17 protein-coding genes are annotated in these 18,240 nt (G+C 44.8%); 10 read left to right on the top strand and 7 right to left on the bottom strand.

Translation table 11 applies throughout. The annotated features are described in order from the left end of the window. Positions 1-213 precede the first annotated feature (213 nt). Entirely contained in the window at positions 214-1,962 is a 1,749-nt protein-coding gene (locus A3729_RS26930) for an acyl-CoA dehydrogenase C-terminal domain-containing protein (protein WP_068634469.1), read from the top strand. Between the two features lie 150 nt (positions 1,963-2,112). On the opposite strand, the gene A3729_RS26925 is transcribed toward A3729_RS26930, so the two are convergent. The 4 genes from A3729_RS26925 to yrfG all read right to left on the bottom strand — a co-directional run bounded on the left by A3729_RS26925 (position 2,113) and on the right by yrfG (position 5,824). Further along, positions 2,113-3,648, bottom strand: a complete 1,536-nt coding sequence (locus A3729_RS26925) for a phosphoenolpyruvate carboxykinase (RefSeq protein WP_068508763.1) — start codon at positions 3,646-3,648, stop codon at positions 2,113-2,115. 223 nt (positions 3,649-3,871) lie between these two features. Beyond that, on the bottom strand, positions 3,872-4,729 hold the full coding sequence (gene hslO, locus A3729_RS26920) for an Hsp33 family molecular chaperone HslO (RefSeq protein ID WP_068554988.1): 858 nt from the start codon (positions 4,727-4,729) through the stop codon (positions 3,872-3,874). A gap of 45 nt (positions 4,730-4,774) precedes the next feature. Further along, positions 4,775-5,176: a ribosome-associated heat shock protein Hsp15 gene (hslR, locus tag A3729_RS26915; RefSeq protein ID WP_068508767.1), complete on the bottom strand. Its 402-nt coding sequence runs from the start codon at positions 5,174-5,176 to the stop codon at positions 4,775-4,777. Further along, positions 5,177-5,824: a GMP/IMP nucleotidase gene (gene yrfG / locus A3729_RS26910; RefSeq protein ID WP_068508769.1), complete on the bottom strand. Its 648-nt coding sequence runs from the start codon at positions 5,822-5,824 to the stop codon at positions 5,177-5,179. It lies immediately after the preceding gene. Positions 5,825-5,953: 129 nt separating this feature from the next. Here yrfG and cysQ point away from each other — a divergent pair, with 129 nt between their 5' ends. Beyond that, positions 5,954-6,781 carry a 3'(2'),5'-bisphosphate nucleotidase CysQ gene (cysQ, locus tag A3729_RS26905; RefSeq protein WP_068554990.1) on the top strand — a complete coding sequence of 276 codons (828 nt, stop codon included), beginning with the start codon at positions 5,954-5,956 and terminating at the stop codon, positions 6,779-6,781. A gap of 70 nt (positions 6,782-6,851) precedes the next feature. Here the strand turns inward: cysQ and A3729_RS26900 are convergent, their stop codons facing one another. Continuing rightward, positions 6,852-7,301 carry a hypothetical protein gene (locus A3729_RS26900; RefSeq protein ID WP_231875638.1) on the bottom strand — a complete coding sequence of 150 codons (450 nt, stop codon included), beginning with the start codon at positions 7,299-7,301 and terminating at the stop codon, positions 6,852-6,854. Between the two features lie 31 nt (positions 7,302-7,332). Beyond that, positions 7,333-8,142: a bifunctional DNA-formamidopyrimidine glycosylase/DNA-(apurinic or apyrimidinic site) lyase gene (gene mutM, locus A3729_RS26895; RefSeq protein ID WP_068508774.1), complete on the bottom strand. Its 810-nt coding sequence runs from the start codon at positions 8,140-8,142 to the stop codon at positions 7,333-7,335. A gap of 55 nt (positions 8,143-8,197) precedes the next feature. On the opposite strand from mutM, the gene A3729_RS26890 reads away from it, so the two are divergent. Together A3729_RS26890 and A3729_RS26885 are read left to right on the top strand one after the other, a co-directional pair. Then, the gene (locus A3729_RS26890; protein ID WP_231872335.1) at positions 8,198-10,249 is read left to right on the top strand and encodes a hydantoinase/oxoprolinase family protein; all 2,052 of its coding nucleotides are present in this window, start codon (positions 8,198-8,200) and stop codon (positions 10,247-10,249) included. 91 nt (positions 10,250-10,340) lie between these two features. Continuing rightward, positions 10,341-11,537, top strand: a complete 1,197-nt coding sequence (locus A3729_RS26885; protein WP_068508775.1) for a fatty acid desaturase — start codon at positions 10,341-10,343, stop codon at positions 11,535-11,537. A gap of 1 nt (position 11,538) precedes the next feature. Here A3729_RS26885 and rsmD read toward each other — a convergent pair whose 3' ends face one another. Then, the gene (gene rsmD, locus A3729_RS26880; RefSeq protein ID WP_082865499.1) at positions 11,539-12,198 is read right to left on the bottom strand and encodes a 16S rRNA (guanine(966)-N(2))-methyltransferase RsmD; all 660 of its coding nucleotides are present in this window, start codon (positions 12,196-12,198) and stop codon (positions 11,539-11,541) included. 162 nt (positions 12,199-12,360) lie between these two features. Here rsmD and ftsY point away from each other — a divergent pair, with 162 nt between their 5' ends. From ftsY to hyi, 6 genes are all read left to right on the top strand, one after another. After that, entirely contained in the window at positions 12,361-13,638 is a 1,278-nt protein-coding gene (gene ftsY / locus A3729_RS26875) for a signal recognition particle-docking protein FtsY (RefSeq protein WP_082882187.1), read from the top strand. Positions 13,639-13,685: 47 nt separating this feature from the next. Then, positions 13,686-14,369, top strand: a complete 684-nt coding sequence (gene ftsE, locus A3729_RS26870; RefSeq protein WP_068506585.1) for a cell division ATP-binding protein FtsE — start codon at positions 13,686-13,688, stop codon at positions 14,367-14,369. Beyond that, complete coding sequence (gene ftsX / locus A3729_RS26865) at positions 14,369-15,337, top strand: permease-like cell division protein FtsX (protein ID WP_068506583.1); 969 nt, start codon at positions 14,369-14,371, stop codon at positions 15,335-15,337. The genes ftsE and ftsX overlap by 1 nt, the downstream gene beginning before the upstream one ends. A 228-nt stretch (positions 15,338-15,565) precedes the next feature. Further along, the gene (rpoH, locus tag A3729_RS26860) at positions 15,566-16,420 is read left to right on the top strand and encodes an RNA polymerase sigma factor RpoH (RefSeq protein WP_068506581.1); all 855 of its coding nucleotides are present in this window, start codon (positions 15,566-15,568) and stop codon (positions 16,418-16,420) included. A gap of 58 nt (positions 16,421-16,478) precedes the next feature. Beyond that, on the top strand, positions 16,479-17,360 hold the full coding sequence (locus A3729_RS26855) for an NAD(P)-dependent oxidoreductase (RefSeq protein ID WP_068506579.1): 882 nt from the start codon (positions 16,479-16,481) through the stop codon (positions 17,358-17,360). A 33-nt stretch (positions 17,361-17,393) separates the two neighbouring features. After that, on the top strand, positions 17,394-18,176 hold the full coding sequence (gene hyi, locus A3729_RS26850) for a hydroxypyruvate isomerase (RefSeq protein WP_068506576.1): 783 nt from the start codon (positions 17,394-17,396) through the stop codon (positions 18,174-18,176). The last annotated feature ends 64 nt before the right edge of the window (positions 18,177-18,240 follow it).

Below are 18,240 nucleotides of genomic sequence, written 5' to 3'. Positions count from 1 at the left end.
AAGGTGAATTGCCCTGCAAAATAGGGCCACCTGGTTGGAGCGGGAATCCATTTGTCTGAATGACCTAGCTTATATTCATCCTATGCAAATCTTTTCATAACGTCCTTATCATTTGTTAATGTGCTAAATTTTTTCTATCGCAATAATCTTTAGTACAAGTACGGCACACTGATAGACGTATTGATAAGAACATTAATAGAGGAGCATAGCACCGTGTCGAAATATTGCGCGCCAATCACTGATATGAAATTCCATATAAAGGGCAATTCTGCTATCGACAATGACGATGCGGGCTTAATTCTCGACCAGGCTGCAGAGTTTTCAGAGCAAGTCTGGGGCAGCGTCAATCAACATGGAGACCAAAATGGCTGTCGTTACAAGGATGGTAAAGTACTACTAGACCCTAAGATTCGCGACGCATTTAAAGCTTTTTCTGAAGCAGGGTGGATGGGAATCTCGATGCCAGAGGAGTGGGGTGGGCAAGCGCTACCTGAAGCACTTAGCTCAAAGGTATCGGAAATGTTGACCAGTACCAACCAATCTTTATGCATGTTCACAGCGCTCACCAGCTCTGCATGTAAAGCTCTGATTTCATTCGGTAATGATGAATTAAAACAAACCTACCTTCACAACATGGTATCAGGTAATTGGACGGGCACCATGTGCTTAACTGAATCTCATTGCGGTTCCGACCTAGGTGAAATTAAAAGTAGCGCAAAGATTAATGCTGACAACAGTTACGCGATATCAGGTACCAAAATCTTTATCTCTACAGGTGATCATGACGCTAGTGACAATATTATTCATTTAGTACTCGCTCGTATTAAGGGTGCACCTGAAGGTATTAAAGGCCTATCTTTATTTTTGGTGCCAAAAATTTTTCCAGACAATAATGAATATAACTCCCTTAGTTGTATTGGTATTGAAGAAAAAATGGGGATACACAGCAACCCTACCTGCACGATGGCCTTTGAAGAAGCAAAAGGCTTCCTGGTTGGCGAAGAGAATGGCGGTATTAAAGCCATGTTCAAAATGATGAATGAGATGCGTCTGGGAACCTCCTTACAAGGCGTGGGTATGAGTGAACAGTCTTTTCAGGCCTCGTATCAATATGCTGTCGAACGTGTTCAGGGCCAGTCCCTGGATAAAAAATTGCGCGGACAAACCACTGGTTTGATAGGTCACGCTGACGTGCGCAGGATGCTCCTCACTCAAAAAGCGTTTGCTGAGGGGGGTCGAGCATTTTGCCACTATTGTGCAGAGCTGCTTGATAGGGAAAAAGCCGGAAACGATGCCGAGGCCGCAAAACTACTAGGTTTACTTACGCCTATCGCCAAGGCATTTCTCACCGAAACCGGTCAAGAGTCTGCTTCTTTAGCTGTCCAGGTTTATGGCGGCCATGGTTATATTACCGAAACTGGCGTCGAGCAAATCTACCGTGATGGACGGATTTCTACGCTTTATGAGGGAACAACGGGGATTCAGTCTCTCGACTTGCTAGGAAGAAAGGTATTGGGCGACCAAGGCCAGGCACTGATGTTATTTACAAAACAGCTTCATGTGCTCTCCAAATCGATACTTAAACAAGACAGCGATACCGAGCTAATCCAGCTTGCTGAGCAAGTAAAAACTCTCAGTAAAGAATGGCCACAAATGATTCAAAACGTCGGTATGAAAGCTCTCCAAGATCACGGCGAAGTCGGCGCTGCTGCCTATGACTTTCTGATGTATTCAGGTTATGTAACCTTGGCTTATTTCTGGCTGGAAATGGCAGCTAAAGCCGAAGCCAAGCTTCAAGATAACGATACCACGACATTCTCAGAAAGCTTTTTGAAAGGCAAGATAAAGACCGCCAAGTTCTACTTTGCGCGTATCTTACCGCGGATTCAAGCACACCAGGCGGCGCTGCAATCCGGGGCTGAGAGTTTGTCATTACATGAAGAAGATGAGTGGTACTTTTAAGAACTTCAACGGGATTATTTTTTGTAGGCAGAGGGTTCCACCACTCTCTAAGAATCTGCCTATGGGAGCTGTTTCGAGCATCGCACTCATTTAGATACAAAAAAACCCGGAGCTTTTCAGCGCCGGGTTTTTAGTCTTAAGGAAGCTAATTTAAGCTTGCTTAGGACCTGCATCAACGATCGCATCAGATACGTCAAACTTCTTGAAGTTTTCAACAAACTGAGAGATCAGATCAGCTGCTTTTGCATCGTACGCTGCTGGATCTTCCCAAGTATTACGTGGGTTAAGCAACTTAGCATCAACACCTTCCAATGAAGTTGGAACGTCTAGATTCAAGGCTTCCAAGTGCTCTGTTTCAGCATCAGCCAAAGCGCCGCTCTGGATTGCGCTGATGATTGCACGAGTCACCGGAATGCTGAAACGTTGGCCTGTGCCGTAAGCACCGCCTGTCCAGCCCGTGTTAACCAAGTAAACCTTAGAACCGAACTCTTCCATACGCTTCATTAACAATTCAGCGTAAACGCCTGCTGGGCGTGGGAAGAAAGGTGCACCGAAACAGGTAGAGAACGTAGACTTCAACTTAGAGTCTGAACCCATCTCTGTAGAACCAACCAATGCCGTGTAACCACTTAAGAAGTGGTAAGCCGCACCTTCTTTAGACAACAATGATACTGGAGGTAGTACACCCGTCATATCACAAGTCAAAAATACGATAGCGTTTGGCTCGCCTGCTAAGTTTTCAGCAACACGTTTTTCAACGTGCTCTAGCGGGTAGGCACAACGACCGTTTTCAGTAATGCTTGTATCTGTGTAATCTGGTAGACGCTTATCATCAGAAAGCGCTACGTTTTCTACGATTGCACCGAACTTGATCGCATCCCAAATGATTGGCTCATTCTTTTGAGATAGATCAATAGTCTTCGCATAGCAGCCGCCTTCAATATTGAAGACAACGCCTTTGCCCCAACCGTGCTCGTCATCACCAATAAGGTAACGCGCAGGGTCAGCAGACAAGGTAGTTTTACCTGTACCTGACAAACCGAAGAACAATGTTGTTTCGCCGTCATCACCAACGTTTGCAGAACAATGCATTGGTAATACGTCTTTCTCTGGCAACAAGAAGTTCTGAACAGAGAACATTGCTTTCTTCATTTCACCCGCATAACGCATACCTGCAAGCAAAACGCGACGCTTGGCGAAGTTGATGATTACTGTACCGTCACTATTAGTACCGTCACGCTCAGGTACACACTCAAAGCTTGCAACGTTTAGGATTTCCCATTCTTGCTTATCGGCCTGGTTATATTGCTCAGGGCGGATAAACAGATTGCGACCAAACAGGTTCTGCCAAGCAGTTTCTGTTGCAACCTTAACAGGTAGATAGTGATCAGCATCTGCACCCACGTGAAGGTGAGAAAGATAGCTATCTCGCTCAGCCAAATACGCCTCGACTCGTTCCCACAAAGCATCGAACTTTTCAGGGTCGAATGGTCGGTTAATTGGACCCCAGCCGATTGCATCCGAAGTACTCGGCTCATCAACAATATAGCGGTCCATAGGAGAGCGTCCTGTTCTTTTGCCGGTGGTAACGACTAAAGAACCATTAGCAGCCAAGCTGCCTTCTTTGCGCTCAAGTGCGTGCTCTACCAATACGGCTGAGCTTAGATCAACATAAGTGTTACTCACTTCGACCTCACTTGGGTTAAGTTTGACTACGTTTTAGCTTTTTCTAAAACAGAGCCTGGAAAAATTTGGGGCGCCATTATGCCAAATTGTTGTACAAAAAACGACTAAATTTAGAAGCAAGTCATTTTTGTTCACTTTAAAACATGCAAAGGCGATAGATTTTCAGATTAGAACTTGCATAAGGCTTATATGTAATATTTTCACCTTATTCAAACAAATAAGCCTAATGGGGCTCGCCTAGATCGAATAAATTTTGTACATCTGTCCGATCAAAAGTGTAACGTGCAGCACAAAATTGACAATCTACTGTAATCTCGGCTTCATGCTCCAGTATATCCAGCGCTTCTTCTTTTCCTAAGCTTTGAATTGATGCCGCCGTGCGCTCTTTGGAACACGAACATTTAAACTGTACTGGCTCAGATTGATAAGTAATCACTTTTTCTTCGTGGAATAGTCGCACCAGCAAGGTTTCATTATCTGTGCTCACGAGTTCTTCTGAGGACAATGTCTTAGCCAGTTGGGTCACCCTGTCCCATGCATCCTGATCTTCAATTTCTCTATAGCCTGGTAGTTTTTGTAACATTAAGCCATAGCAACCTAGCTCATCAGCACCTAGTAACATATAGGTATCGAGCTGTTCAGACATTTCAAAGTACTGCTCTAAACACTCAGACAGTGTTTCACGCTCTAAGGGGACGATCCCCTGATAGCGGTTTCCTCGATCAGGGTCGATGGTAATCACTAACTGCGCATTGCCTAAATAATCTTTTAACGGCAGACCTTCTTCAATGTCACCTTGCCAATGCGCAACCCCTTTAAAGGTCTTCAGGTTCGTCGTTTCTGCCATCAACAAACTTAGCGCCCCTTCACCTCGCGCATGAATAGACAGACGACCATCAAACTTCAAGGTTCCGGTTAGCAGAACTGAGGCTGCGATCGTTTCACCCAGGAGCGCTTTAACTTCTGAAGGGTAAGACATGTTTTTGCTCGCCTGCTGGAAGCTCTCTCCTAAGCGTACCCACTCACCTCGAATTTGCAGCTCTTCAAAAAGGAACTTCTGGAAAGTATCTTGATCAATCATGTATATATCCTGTTACTTCGAGTCTTATCACATTAAAGATAGAGCTCATTCAGATTCTGAATTTATATTCTTAAAACGGTGAATGCGTCGGCGGTCGCGTTTATTTGGCCTTTTAAAAGGTGCGGGTAGGCCTGCCATTGCTTGCTTTCGTTCCGCCAGCGCCTCCTCTCTTTTTACAATACTTTCTTCTGTCTCACGATAGAGTTCTTGAGCCAAGCTCGCATTTTTTCTGCGATCACTTAAACCTTCAACAATAACGACCTTATCAAACCAACCCTGGCGAATGGTTAGTTCTGCACCGATATCAACTGTCTTACCAGGTTTACAGCGTTGTTGATTATAATGCACCTTACCACCATCAATTGCCTCTTTCGCCAAGCTTCTGGTCTTGAAGAAGCGAGCAGCCCAAAGCCACTTATCAATTCTTACTTTTGCGTCTGTACTCATTTACAACAAGTCTCTAAAGTCACGAACTAAGGGAAAATCTCCTTGCTCTCTGTCAGGCTTCTGGCTATCAGGCTGGGCAATTGAATATAAGTGCTTAATACCAAATTCTTTTGCAGCGGCAAGTACCGCCTCATTATCATCAAAGAAAGCTGTTTTTTCTTTATCAAAGGGCCTTGCCTTATGAAGTCGCTGCCAGAAGTCAGACTGTTCTTTAGCCAAGCCATAATCGTGAGAACAAATGATCTCGTCAAAGAAGTCAGCCAAGTCGGTTTGCTCAAGCTTGACACTAATACTACCTTGATGGGCATTGGTAAGGATGGCCATCTCTACAGGCATATTTTTGACGGCTCCCAGGAATTCCTTAACATGAGGTCGATACGCAATTTTATTACTTACTTCTTTCTTTAGTTCCACAATATCGACGTTGAGCGCATCAGACCAGAAATCGAGACAGTACCAGTTTAGGGAACCATGATGTGCTTCGTACATAGCATGAAGCGACTTCACTGCATCGTCATGACTAAGGCTCTTCAGCTCCGTATAACGCTTTGGCAAATATTCTAGCCAAAAGTAGTTATCGAAATGGAGGTCTAGTAGCGTACCGTCCATATCGAAGAAAACTGTTTCTATCTGATTCCAGTCGATCATGAAACTCTCTATACTGTCGTAAAACGGCTATTCTAGCGCTCGGAATCTGTTCACACAAACACTCCTCTAAGAGTTATTAGCCGAAGCCAACTATTTCAACACACTTTATATTGGATATTACAAACCCTCATGAATGAGCTAGTACAACTTTTACCAGATTTAAAGAAAATCGTTATCGATGCGGGCGAGGCTATTCTCGAAGTTTATAACTCCGATTCGCCAATCGAAGTTGAGAACAAGGCCGATGACTCTCCGGTTACCAAAGCTGACCACGCCGCTCATATGGTGATAGACCAAGGCTTAACAAGCTTAGCTCTAAACTACCCTGTTCTTTCTGAAGAAGGTGGTATGCCTCAGTTTTCTGAGCGCTCTTCATGGCAGCGTTATTGGCTGGTTGACCCTTTAGACGGTACTAAAGAATTTATTAATAAAAATGGCGAGTTTACCGTCAATATTGCTTTGATCGAAGACGGTGAAGCTATTCTGGGGCTTGTCTACGTTCCTGTTACACAAACACTGTATTACGGATTAAAAGGGCAAGGAGCCTGGAAAGAAGAAAAAGGTGCTAAGACTGAGCTTAAGGTGAGCGCAGTCAATACTCAGGACACACTGGCTGTTGTTGGTAGCAGGCGCCACGGAGCTGAAGCCTTGGATGAACTTCTTAAGCATGTCGCTGAGGTATTTGACGATATTAATTTAGTCAGCATGGGTAGTTCACTGAAAATCTGTGCCATTGCGGAAGGAACGGCTCATTGGTATCCGCGCTTAGCGCTCACAAGCGAGTGGGATACTGCTGCTGCACACGCCGTACTCAATGCTGCGGGCGGTGAAATCCTCGATATCGATCTAAAACCTCTCACTTACAACCAGAAAGCAGATATTTTAAATCCATTCTTTCACGCCTTAGGCGATCAGAGCTTTGACTGGAAAGCGCTTATTCAAAAGGCATCAAACTAAACTAGTTTGAATAGAAATAAAAAAGGCTGGTATCACACCAGCCTTTTTTATTTGAAAGAAGAAGTGAAGCTTATTCTTCTTCCTGGGAAACTATCGCGCTGACTTTACGACCGGTCATTGTACAACCTAAGCAGCGGATAAACGCTGTATTAAAAGGCCCAGCCACCAGTTCATCGAAGGACTCCTCAACATTACCACCTAAGGCAGAAAATGGTGAAGAAACGATAAAGATTGCTGCACCTAAGATAGTTGTCGCAATCATTACGGGTCTTACAAACAAGGCGTCGCCGGTCATCGCAACGGCTGAAGGCGTTTCTTCAATCGTGTTTGACCAGCCCGTCGCGGGTAGCGCCAACACAAGGCTGAACATAATAACTTTTAGGGCTTTGGTAAATTGGCTGTACATGAACTTGTCTCCTTGGGTGCCTTTCACATAGTGTTCAGTATCTGGTGTTTGCTTGAATAGCCTAAGCTTACTGAACAAATGCCTGAAATCTGTCATTGATTTCAGTATAGACACAATATCTCCACTGTCGAATCGGGCGAATAGATTATTTTTGACACTGTGAACAGTACACCGTTGCACGATTACCTTGCCTGATTTCCTTTAGCGCTTGTCCACACTCGACACAGGCTTCACCCCCTCGGCCATACACATTCAGCTCTTGCTTAAAGTATCCTGGCTTTCCATCACTTCCCACAAAGTCTTTTAGAGTTGTACCTCCTTGTTTGATGGACTTACGCAAGACCTCTTTGATGGTATCTGCAAGCAAGTTATAGCGCTTTAAAGAGATTTGAGAGGCTGAGCGAATAGGAGAGATGCCCGCTTTGAACAAAGCTTCGTTTGCATAAATATTGCCAACACCAACAACGAGCTTACTATTCATCAGGAACTGTTTAACCGCTTGTTTTCTCTTTTTGGCAGCTTGATGAAGATACGCTCCGTCGAACTCCTCATTTAGAGGTTCAAGCCCCAAAGAAGCAATTAAAGGATGCGCTTGCCAATTGGAAGACCATAGTATGCTGCCAAACCTTCGCGGATCGTTAAAGCGCAGTATTTTTCCACAGGAAAGGTGGAATTCAACATGATCATGTTTTATCCGTGGCGTCCTCTCGTCGACTATACGCAAACTCCCAGACATACCTAAATGCAGCAGTATACTTCCGTCAGGGACACAGATGATTATATACTTACCTCGCCTGAGAACATCACTAACCGGCTGGTTTGTCATTTCATAGAGTTCATTAGAAACAGGCCAACGCAAAGCTTGCTGATAGATCTTGATAGATAAGATTTTATGCCCCTTGATATAAGGCTCAATGCCCCGGCGAGAGGTTTCTACTTCTGGCAATTCAGGCAAACTTGGCTCCTCATAGATAGAACAAATCACGCATTTTGATACAAAGGAAAGGCAAGTGTCCAATTCCCCTAAGCTTCACAATCCCAAATCTTCTTTAAGCGATGAGGATGAAATCCTGTACTTAGGTGTTGATGCCGGAGGCACTTTTACCGACTTTGTCTTGCTCACTGAACAAGAAGTGCGTATTCATAAAGTACTATCAACCCCTTCAAACCCTGCTCAAGCAATCTTGCAGGGAATAGAAGAACTAGGTTTAAACTCAGCTGTCGATAATAAACAGCTTTGTATTATTCATGGAAGTACGGTAGCTACCAATGCAGCGCTTGAACGAAAAGGTGCTCGTACCGTCTATATCACCAATAATGGTTTTGGCGATATCCTGAGCATCGGCCGCCAAGCTCGCAAAGAACTCTATAACCTCAATGCCAAACCACCCATTCCTCCTGTTCCAAGCGAGCTTTGCTTAGAAATAGAAACCCGACGTGATTCCGAGGGAAAGTTAATAAGACCTTTATCTGATGACGATATTGAAGCCCTTAAGCAAAAAGTTAATGACTTAAAACCAGAAGCTATTGCGATAAATCTCTTATTTTCCTTTATCAATGATGATGAAGAGCTACGCATTCAAAAAGCCCTGGAAGGTGACTATTTCGTCTCGCGCTCATCTTTTGTTTTACCAAAATATAAAGAGTACGAACGTGGTATAGCAACCTGGTTAAATGCATCCCTTGGCCCAAAAGTAAAAAACTATATTGATCACTTGATCGAGCAACTAAACGGCTGCCCTGTCTCAATCATGCAATCTTCAGGGGGAACCATTGCTGCTGAACAAGCCGCTTTACGATCTGTAAATCTGCTTTTATCCGGCCCGGCTGGCGGATTAGCCGCCGTTCGTCATATCGGTGAACAGTGTCACTTACCCAAGATCATGAGTTTTGATATGGGCGGCACATCAACCGACGTCGCCTTAATGGATGGCAACTTTGAACTAAGCGATGAAGGTAGCATTAATGATTGGCCGGTCGCGATACCAATGTTAAAAATGGAAACCATCGGTGCTGGCGGCGGCTCTATTGCCTGGATAGACGAAGGAAATATGCTACACGTCGGCCCTCAATCTGCGGGTTCCGCACCTGGCCCAGTTTGTTACAACAAAGGCGGAACTCAAGTAACTGTGACCGATGCCAATCTAGTTCTAGGGCGCATACGTGCAGATGCTTTCTTAGGTGGCGGTATGTCTCTTGATATAGCCTCAGCAGAGAGCGCGCTAGACACGCTAGCCAGCAAACTACAAATGAGCAGGCTTCAATTGGCAGAAGGAATCATAGAACTTGCGGAACAACAAATGGTAAAAGCCCTTCATGCCATTTCTATTCAGAAAGGGCACAACCCTAATGACTTTACCTTATGTTGCTTTGGCGGCGCTGGGGGTCTGCATGTCTGTTCCTTAGCTGAAAAACTCAATATGAAAAGTGCCATAATTCCCCAGAATAGTGGTGTCCTCTCGGCCTACGGCATGCTCAAAGCTCAAAAACAACGGCAATTTACCAAGACACATATTATTCAGTTAGATGATATTTCCCATCACCAACTGGAACAGCTGTTTGAAGGTCTCGAGTCACAAGGAACGAAAGAACTAAAATTAGAACAAGTAGGCAGGCAAACTATCCGATCAGAACGCTCTTTGGATCTTCGTTACCAAGGCCAGAGCTTCACTCTGAATATCCCCTTTTCTGCAGATCAAACCCGCAATATTGCAGACTTATTTCATCACAGCCATCAACAACACTATGGGCACCAACTCACTAATACCGCGGTTGAGCTCGTGAATGTTTGCCTTAGTCTGACAATTGAAACTCAGCAAAGTAATGATGTTATATGTACTGAAGTGCAAAATGATGCCACCACACAAGTCATTCAACTTCCTTCGATAGAAAAAGAAGTGACAATTCTTCAGCGAGAAGCGATCAAAGAAGGTGAAACCATAATAGGGCCTGCAATCATATTGGAAAAGGTTTCGACAACCTGGCTAAAAGAAGGATGGTGCGCAAAGATAGATCAGTTTCAGCATCTCGTGTTAAAAAAGCACGAAGTTATTGTGCAATAAACGAGCTGTCATACTCTAAAATATCATTGTTTGTGATAGCATATAAAACTAACGCGTGTCAGCTAGAATTTATAGGAGTGAGGTGAAGTAAATGTTTGACTGGTGGATAAACGGTATTCTCGATTTAAGTGTTGGGCAGAAAGTCATTGCAACGATAATTCTGACTCAAATCACCATCGCCAGCGTCACACTTTATCTACACAGACACTCAGCTCACAACGCTCTCGACCTGCATCCTGCACTTAAACACTTCTTCCGTTTCTGGATATGGCTGAGTAGTGCTCAAAATACCAAAGAGTGGACCGCTATTCACCGGAAACACCACGCAAAATGTGAGACAGATGAAGACCCACATAGCCCTGTTGCGAAAGGCCTAAAAACAGTTCTACTAACGGGTGCTGAGCTCTATAAAGAAGAGGCTGCCAATGCCGAAACCTTAAAGCGCTACGGTCAGCGAACACCTGATGATTGGTTAGAAAACAAGATCTATACCCCTCATAAGATGAAAGGTGTAGTACTGATGGGCGCTATCGATATTTTCTTCTTCGGCCTGGCAGGTATTACCATTTGGGCGATTCAAATGATGTGGATCCCGGTATTTGCTGCGGGTGTTATCAATGGTGTCGGCCATGCAATCGGCTACCGGAACTTTGAGTGTAAAGATGCCTCCCGTAACATCAGCCCCTGGGGCTTTTTTATTGGTGGCGAAGAACTTCACAATAATCACCACACTTATCCCAACTCCGCCAAGCTATCTGTTAAACCCTGGGAATTCGACATCGGCTGGTTTTATATCAGAATATTAAGCGCCCTTGGTTTAGCAAAAGCACGCAATATCCCACCTAAGCCAATAAAAGACAGTCACAAGCTGGAGCTTGATAAGGATACGGTGATGGCAATTATCCACAATCGCTTTTATGTTTTATCCCAATACCATAAGAATGTCATGATTCCGGTTATCCAAGCACAAAAAGCCAAGATGCAGGAACAAGAAAAAATTATGTTTAAAAAGGCCAAGAAGCTTCTCGTTAGAGAAGAAAATTTGGTTAAAAGTACTGAGAAAAGCCGAATCAATGAAATGCTTGACCACGACGTGATGATCAAGACCATTTATGAGATGAGCCAGGCTCTTCAAGATATTTGGAAAAAACACCCCGGTAGCCGCTTTCAAGAAAAGTTAAACGAGCTTTCTGAATGGTGTAAACAAGCTGAAAAAAGCGGCATCGAAAGCCTCGAAGAATTTGCCAAAAGTTTAAGACATTACTCTCTAAGTGCTGCAAAAGCCTAGATCAGATCTGGTCGCTAGCTTGTCGTTGATACAATTGATAACTGACTTGCCCGGCGACCTTTTCTTTCATCAGTTGCCAATCTTTCGGAATTGCAGGTAAAACGCCTTCTTTTTCCTGCTCCAGATAAATCACCGCCCCTTTAGCGAGTATCTCTGACTCCTCGATAAGTGCTAAAGTCTCTGTAAGTAAGCCTTTGCGAAAGGGTGGATCGAGAAAGAGTATATCAAAGGCACCCTGTTGTTTTGGACTCGCTTGAAGCCAAGTCAATGCGTCGAGGCACTCCACCACAGCTCGCTCAGCAGCCCCCCCTAATAGCGCGTAGTTTTCCTTAAGGCTCGAGGCTGCCTGACTACTTTTCTCAATAGAGCATAGCTCACCAGCGCCGCGTGAAAGCGCCTCGAGGCCTAAAGAACCACTGCCAGCAAATAAATCCAATACTCGGGCGCCGGGTAGATAAGGCATTAACCAATTAAACACCGTCTCTTTCACTCGGTCTGTCGTTGGGCGAAGACCTTCAAGCGCCGGAAAGTTTAATCGACGACTACGCCATTCACCGCCAATAATGCGAAAAGAGCCCGTTTGCGAGCTATCTATACGATTATTTTTACCATATGGCCGAGATTTTTGTCCTCGATGGTTTTTTTTAATCCTGGCTGGCATTAGAATTTCCTGTTATGTCATGCATATTATCCAAAGCACTCGAAAAAGCTCGCTTGTTTAGACGGATCCGTGCATTGTAAGTGAATTTTAGCCTCGCCGTTGCGATCTTTTTCAAAGAGAAATTATAACGGCATGAATCAAATACCTTAAGTTGTTCATATTATGCAAACAGAAATTTTATACTCTTTGGTCACCCTTGGCGTCATTGCACTCCTAATAGCAATCGATCTGATTCGCGCCAGACATAACCAAACCAAACCAAAGAAGGTTGAGCGCCAAGCACACCCCGAAACTAAAACGGTTCGCCCGCTGAATGAGTCTGCGCTGACTTCAGCCGAACCGGAAGCAGCACCTGAGCCTGAACCAACACCAGCGCCAAAACCAGAACCGGAACCAGCACCTGAGCCAGAGCCAGAGCCAGAGCCAGAGCCAGAGCCAGAGCCAGAACCGGAACCAGCACCTGAGCCAGAGCCAGAGCCAGAGCCAGAGCCAGAGCCAGAGCCAGAGCCAGAGCCAAAAAGCTTTTTTGGCAGAATTAAGTCTGGCTTGAGCCGCACACGAGGCCGCCTATCGGGTGGTTTAAGCGAACTCATCATGGGCAAAAAGCAGATCGACGACGAGCTGCTTGAAGATATAGAAACACTACTTCTAACTGCTGACGTTGGTATTGAAGCGACTTCTGAAATTATCAATAAAATTACCGAAAGTGCCGACCGAAAAGAACTGAAGGACGCCGATAGCCTGCACGCTGTACTCAAGGACGAACTAAGCGGGCTGCTTAAAGCTAGCCATTCACCTTTAGAAATAAAGACTGGTGACTCTCCTTTTGTCATTCTTGTTGTGGGTGTCAACGGCGTGGGTAAAACAACCACTATTGGCAAAATGGCCAAGCGTTTCCAGAGCCAGGGACATTCTGTCATGTTAGCAGCAGGCGATACCTTCAGAGCTGCAGCAGTTGAACAGCTACAGGTTTGGGGTGAGCGCAACAATGTGCCTGTTGTTGCCCAACACACCGGCGCCGACAGTGCATCAGTCATATTCGATGCAGTTGAATCGGCTAAGTCTAAAGGGGTTGATATTCTAATCGCCGATACCGCTGGCCGCCTTCAAAACAAAGACAACCTAATGAGCGAGCTTGAAAAAGTTGTCCGAGTTATGCAGAAAGTTGACGATACCGCCCCCCACGAAGTGATGTTGGTTCTCGATGCCGGTACAGGCCAAAACGCACTAAGCCAAGCCCAAGTATTCCAACAAGCAGTTGGTGTAAGTGGTATCAGCTTAACCAAGCTGGACGGTACGGCAAAAGGCGGGATCATTTTCGCTATCGCTAAACAGTTAGGCCTACCGATTCGCTTTATTGGTGTTGGTGAGCAAATAGATGATTTACGCCCCTTTGAGGCGGATGAGTTTGTTGCTGCTTTATTCGACGAACAAGCATAAATCTCTGTCGATAAGATCTCAGCTTAAATCAATAGGCCTACTAAATAATGATACATTTTGAGAATGTCACCAAGCGTTATAGCGACGGCCATGAAGCACTTAATGACGTAAGCTTTTCAATGGCGCGTGGTGAAATGGCATTTTTAACAGGCCATTCCGGCGCAGGTAAAAGTACACTGCTTAAGCTGATTATGTTGATGGAAAGAGCCAGTGAAGGAAAGGTCACTGTGGGTGAGCAAGACCTTATGCGCATCCCAAAGCGGCAAATTCCTTATTACCGGCGTCATGTCGGCGTTGTTTTTCAAAATCATCGCTTGTTATTTGATCGCAGTGTTTACGACAACGTTGCGCTTCCCCTAGAAATTTCGGGAATGAACCCGCGCGATATCGGGCGTCGCGTACGTGCCGCATTAGATAAAGTCGGTTTGCTTTCAAAAGAGAAAATGACACCCATTCAGCTCTCAGGCGGTGAACAACAGCGTATCGGTATTGCCAGAGCCGTTGTCAATAAACCTCCCGTTTTGTTAGCCGATGAACCAACCGGAAACCTCGACCCCGAGCTTTCAGCCGAAATCATGAACTTGTTTAGCGAGTTCAATCAAGTCGGCGTCACGGTACTGATAGCGAGCCACGACTTGGCATTGATTCATCATATGCACTATCGCGTAATCTCGCTTCAGCAAGGAAGTCTGATCGACTCACGTTCTCAATTTGCCGGAGCAGATGACTAATGGCTGAGCTACCCAAATCTTCAGGCGCTCGACCTGCTCCTCCGCCAAGTGCTGCAAACCACTATATAGAACACCATAAAAAGGTGGCTAAGGCGACTCTGCTGTCATTGCTAAAAACACCCATTGCCAGTCTCTTTACCTGTGCAGTGCTCGGCATAGCTCTGGTTCTGCCAGCTTTGTTGACTAGCCTTTTAAGCAATATTGAATCACTAGGTGAAGATTGGGATGGCAGCGCACAAATAACGCTCCTACTTAAAAAGGGCGTGCCGCTTATTGATGGACAAAGGCTTGCTGACGATATTGCAAAAAGAAAGAGTATCACCAGCAGCCAGTTTATCGATAACGATAGCGCGCTGAGCAATTTTAAAGAACGCTTCGAGTTTGCCGATGCAATCGACTACTTAGACAGCAACCCCTTGCCGCATGTCATTATTGTTCGCCCATCAGATGCTCTAAATACGATTGAGCATATTGAGCAGCTCAAAGATGCTCTAATTACTCTTCCTGAAATCGAAAGTGCGATACTCGATGTGGTTTGGGTAAAGCGGCTTCAGTCGATCATTAATATGCTTCAGCAAGCAGTAAGCGTTATCGGAATAATGCTCGCACTGGTTGTTATTCTGGTGCTAGGGAATACCATTCGCCTAGCAATCGAGAACAAAAAAGAAGAAATTATTGTAATTAAACTCGTTGGCGGAACAGATGGTTTCGTTCGTAGGCCCTTTCTATATATGGGTGTATTATTTGGTTTTGGCGCCAGTCTAGTTGCCTGGATACTGCTTATTATCATTACCGCTATTCTTAATGGCCCGGTTGAGGCATTGGCCAGCTCATATCAAAGCACTTTTAGTTTGTCATCACTGAGTTTTGAATCTACACTATTGTTATTCTTAATAGGGACAGGGCTGGGCTGGTTTAGCTCTTGGCTTGCAGTACGCAAACATTTGGATGATATTGAACCAAGTTAATCAAGTAGAAATCCTATATTGCTGAGTCTTAAGTTTTATTAATCTTGTCTCTGCAACAGTAATTTTCAAAGTAGTACTCTTTTTTCTCCCTTTAGAATACTTTATGATTGCTTAATATATGTACAATTTTTCTGTATGGAACTTTTTCTTTGTTCTGCTGTCTAAATTTGAGCAGAGCAAAATATTGAACACTAAAATTCTTACGGAATAAATGTTGGAGGTTTTATTATGGGTACAAGCTTACAGCCCGTAGATATGCTTACCCCGGGCGCAAACCTGGAGTCATACATTCAGGCCGTGAATGGTATCCCTATTCTGAGCGTTGAAGAAGAACGCAAGCTTGCTGATCGTTTACATGATGAACACGATCTTGAAGCTGCACGCCATATGGTTATGTCTCATCTTCGCTTTGTTATTCATATTGCTAAAAGCTATGCCGGCTACGGTTTGGCTCAGGCAGACCTTATTCAGGAAGGTAACGTAGGCTTGATGAAAGCTGTTAAGCGTTTTAACCCTGAGTATGGCGTTCGCCTGGTTTCTTTTGCTGTACATTGGATCAAGGCAGAAATTCACGAGTTCATTCTACGAAACTGGCGCATCGTTAAAATTGCGACGACTAAAGCTCAGCGTAAAATGTTCTTCAATTTGCGCAGCAACAAAAAACGTTTAGCTTGGTTCACTCATAAAGAAGTTCAGGACGTAGCTGAGAACCTCGGTGTAGAACCAAAAGTCGTACGAGAAATGGAAGGTCGCTTAAGTGCTCACGATGCATCTTTCGACATGGGCGCCGATGATGACGAAGATAGCGCATATCAGGCTCCCGCTAATTTCATTGAAGATCATAGCCATAACCCGGCTCGTCGACTGGAAAAGCTGGACAGCACTGAATACGCAAATTCCCGTTTACACGAAGCCTTAAAAACTCTGGATGAACGCAGTTTCGATATTCTATCCAAGCGCTGGTTGACCGAAGATAAAAAGACTTTGCATGAACTCGCTGATGAGTACGGCGTTTCTGCAGAACGTATTCGACAACTAGAAAAAAATGCAATGAAGAAGGTTAAAGCCCTAATCGAAGATTAAGGTTTGGCTCGATATATAAACCGCCTACTTGGGCGGTTTTTTCGTTTTAGGAGAAAAGATGAAGATCGCATTTCTTGGGATCGGCCTGATGGGCTACCCAATGACACAAAAGTTACTGGATGCCGGTTTCGAATTATTGCTATGGAATAGAACTGCCGAGAAGATGGCAGATTTCGCCGATAAAGCCGAACTTTGTGCAAGCGCCGCCGAGGCGATTAGCCAAGCAGAAATTATTATCAGCATGTTGGAAAATGGCGATATTGTCGATCAGGTTATCTATCAGTCACAAGCTTATCAAAGCGCGAAGCCGAATAGCTTATTTATCGACATGAGCTCAATTCCGCCTTCTACCGCTCGCAAGCACGCCCAGTTAGCAAAGCAGCATCAGTGTCACTATCTGGATGCGCCAGTTTCCGGCGGTACAGCAGGTGCTCAGGCGGCCACCTTATCTGTTATGGCGGGTGGTGATAAGCAGCAATTCGAACGAGCACAAGAGCTCTTCCAGGCATTTGGGAAGTCTACTTACATTGGTGATACCGGAAGTGGCCAGCTATGCAAACTGGCCAATCAAGCGATTGTCGGCATCACAATTGGCGCCGTATCAGAAGCACTGTTATTAGCCTCCGAAGGTGGTGCGGACCCTGAAGCCGTACGAGAAGCCCTAAGTGGAGGCTTTGCTGCCAGCCGTATTCTCGAATTACATGGACAAAGAATGCTAGAGCGAAACTTTGAGCCAGGCGCGACCTCTCGTGTCCAGCTTAAAGACCTGAAAACTATACTTGATGAAGCGCGAAACGAAGGTCTGACACTGCCCCTATCTCAGCGTACTTATGAGTCTTATCTATCTCTGGTTGCTAATGGCAATGAAAATGTCGACCATAGCGGCCTACTGCTTGAGCTAGAACATATGAACCAGACTCAACTGAAATCTACTAGTTAAGTGTTTTAGCAAACTCATCGCAAGGATATAAGCATGCCCAAGTTCGCCGCCAATCTCACTATGCTATTTACCGAACTTCCTTTTATGAGTCGCTTTGAGGCTGCCTCAAAAGCCGGTTTTAAGTACGTTGAGTACTTATTTCCCTATCAATGGCCCGCTAAAGAACTTGCCGAGGCACTCGATGCTAACGGGCTAGAACAAGTGCTATTCAATCTCCCGCCTGGTAATTGGGATGCAGGAGAGAGAGGTATCGCCGGCTTACCCGGACGTGAGGATGAATTCAAACAAGGGCTCGAAACAGCGCTGGAATATGCGCAAACACTTGGGGTTAAGCAGATTAATTGCTTATCAGGTTTAAAACAGCCTGACTGTAGTGACGAGCAACACTGGCAAAAACTTGTTGCTAACGTCAAATATGCTGCCCAAGCGCTTGCCAGAAAAAATATAACACTGATGGTTGAAGCAATTAACAGTAAAGTTGATATGCCTGGGTTCATAATTGATACATTAGACAAAGCTCTGCAGCTACTCGAGGACGTCAATGAAGAAAATGTAAAGATCCAGTTTGATATCTATCATATGCAAATCATGCATGGCGATATTATCCGTAAGATAGGATCTGCCCAAGCCCAGATCGGCCATATCCAGTTTGCCGATAACCCCGGCCGACACGAGCCAGGTACCGGCGAGCTTAACTTCTCGCAGATCTTCAAAGCACTTGATAGGCTTAATTACTCAGGCTATATCAGCGCCGAATATATACCATCATCTACCACTGACGCCTCACTCTCATGGCTTTCCCAAAGCAATAAGTAAGCGGGTTACGAACATTTAACTGGTTATATAAATCCACTAAGTTTATATATTTATATTCACTGCA

Source organism: Oleiphilus sp. HI0043 (assembly GCF_001634935.1).
Note: the sequence above shows the minus strand (reverse complement) of the source record. Positions and strands in the feature narration are given on the sequence as shown.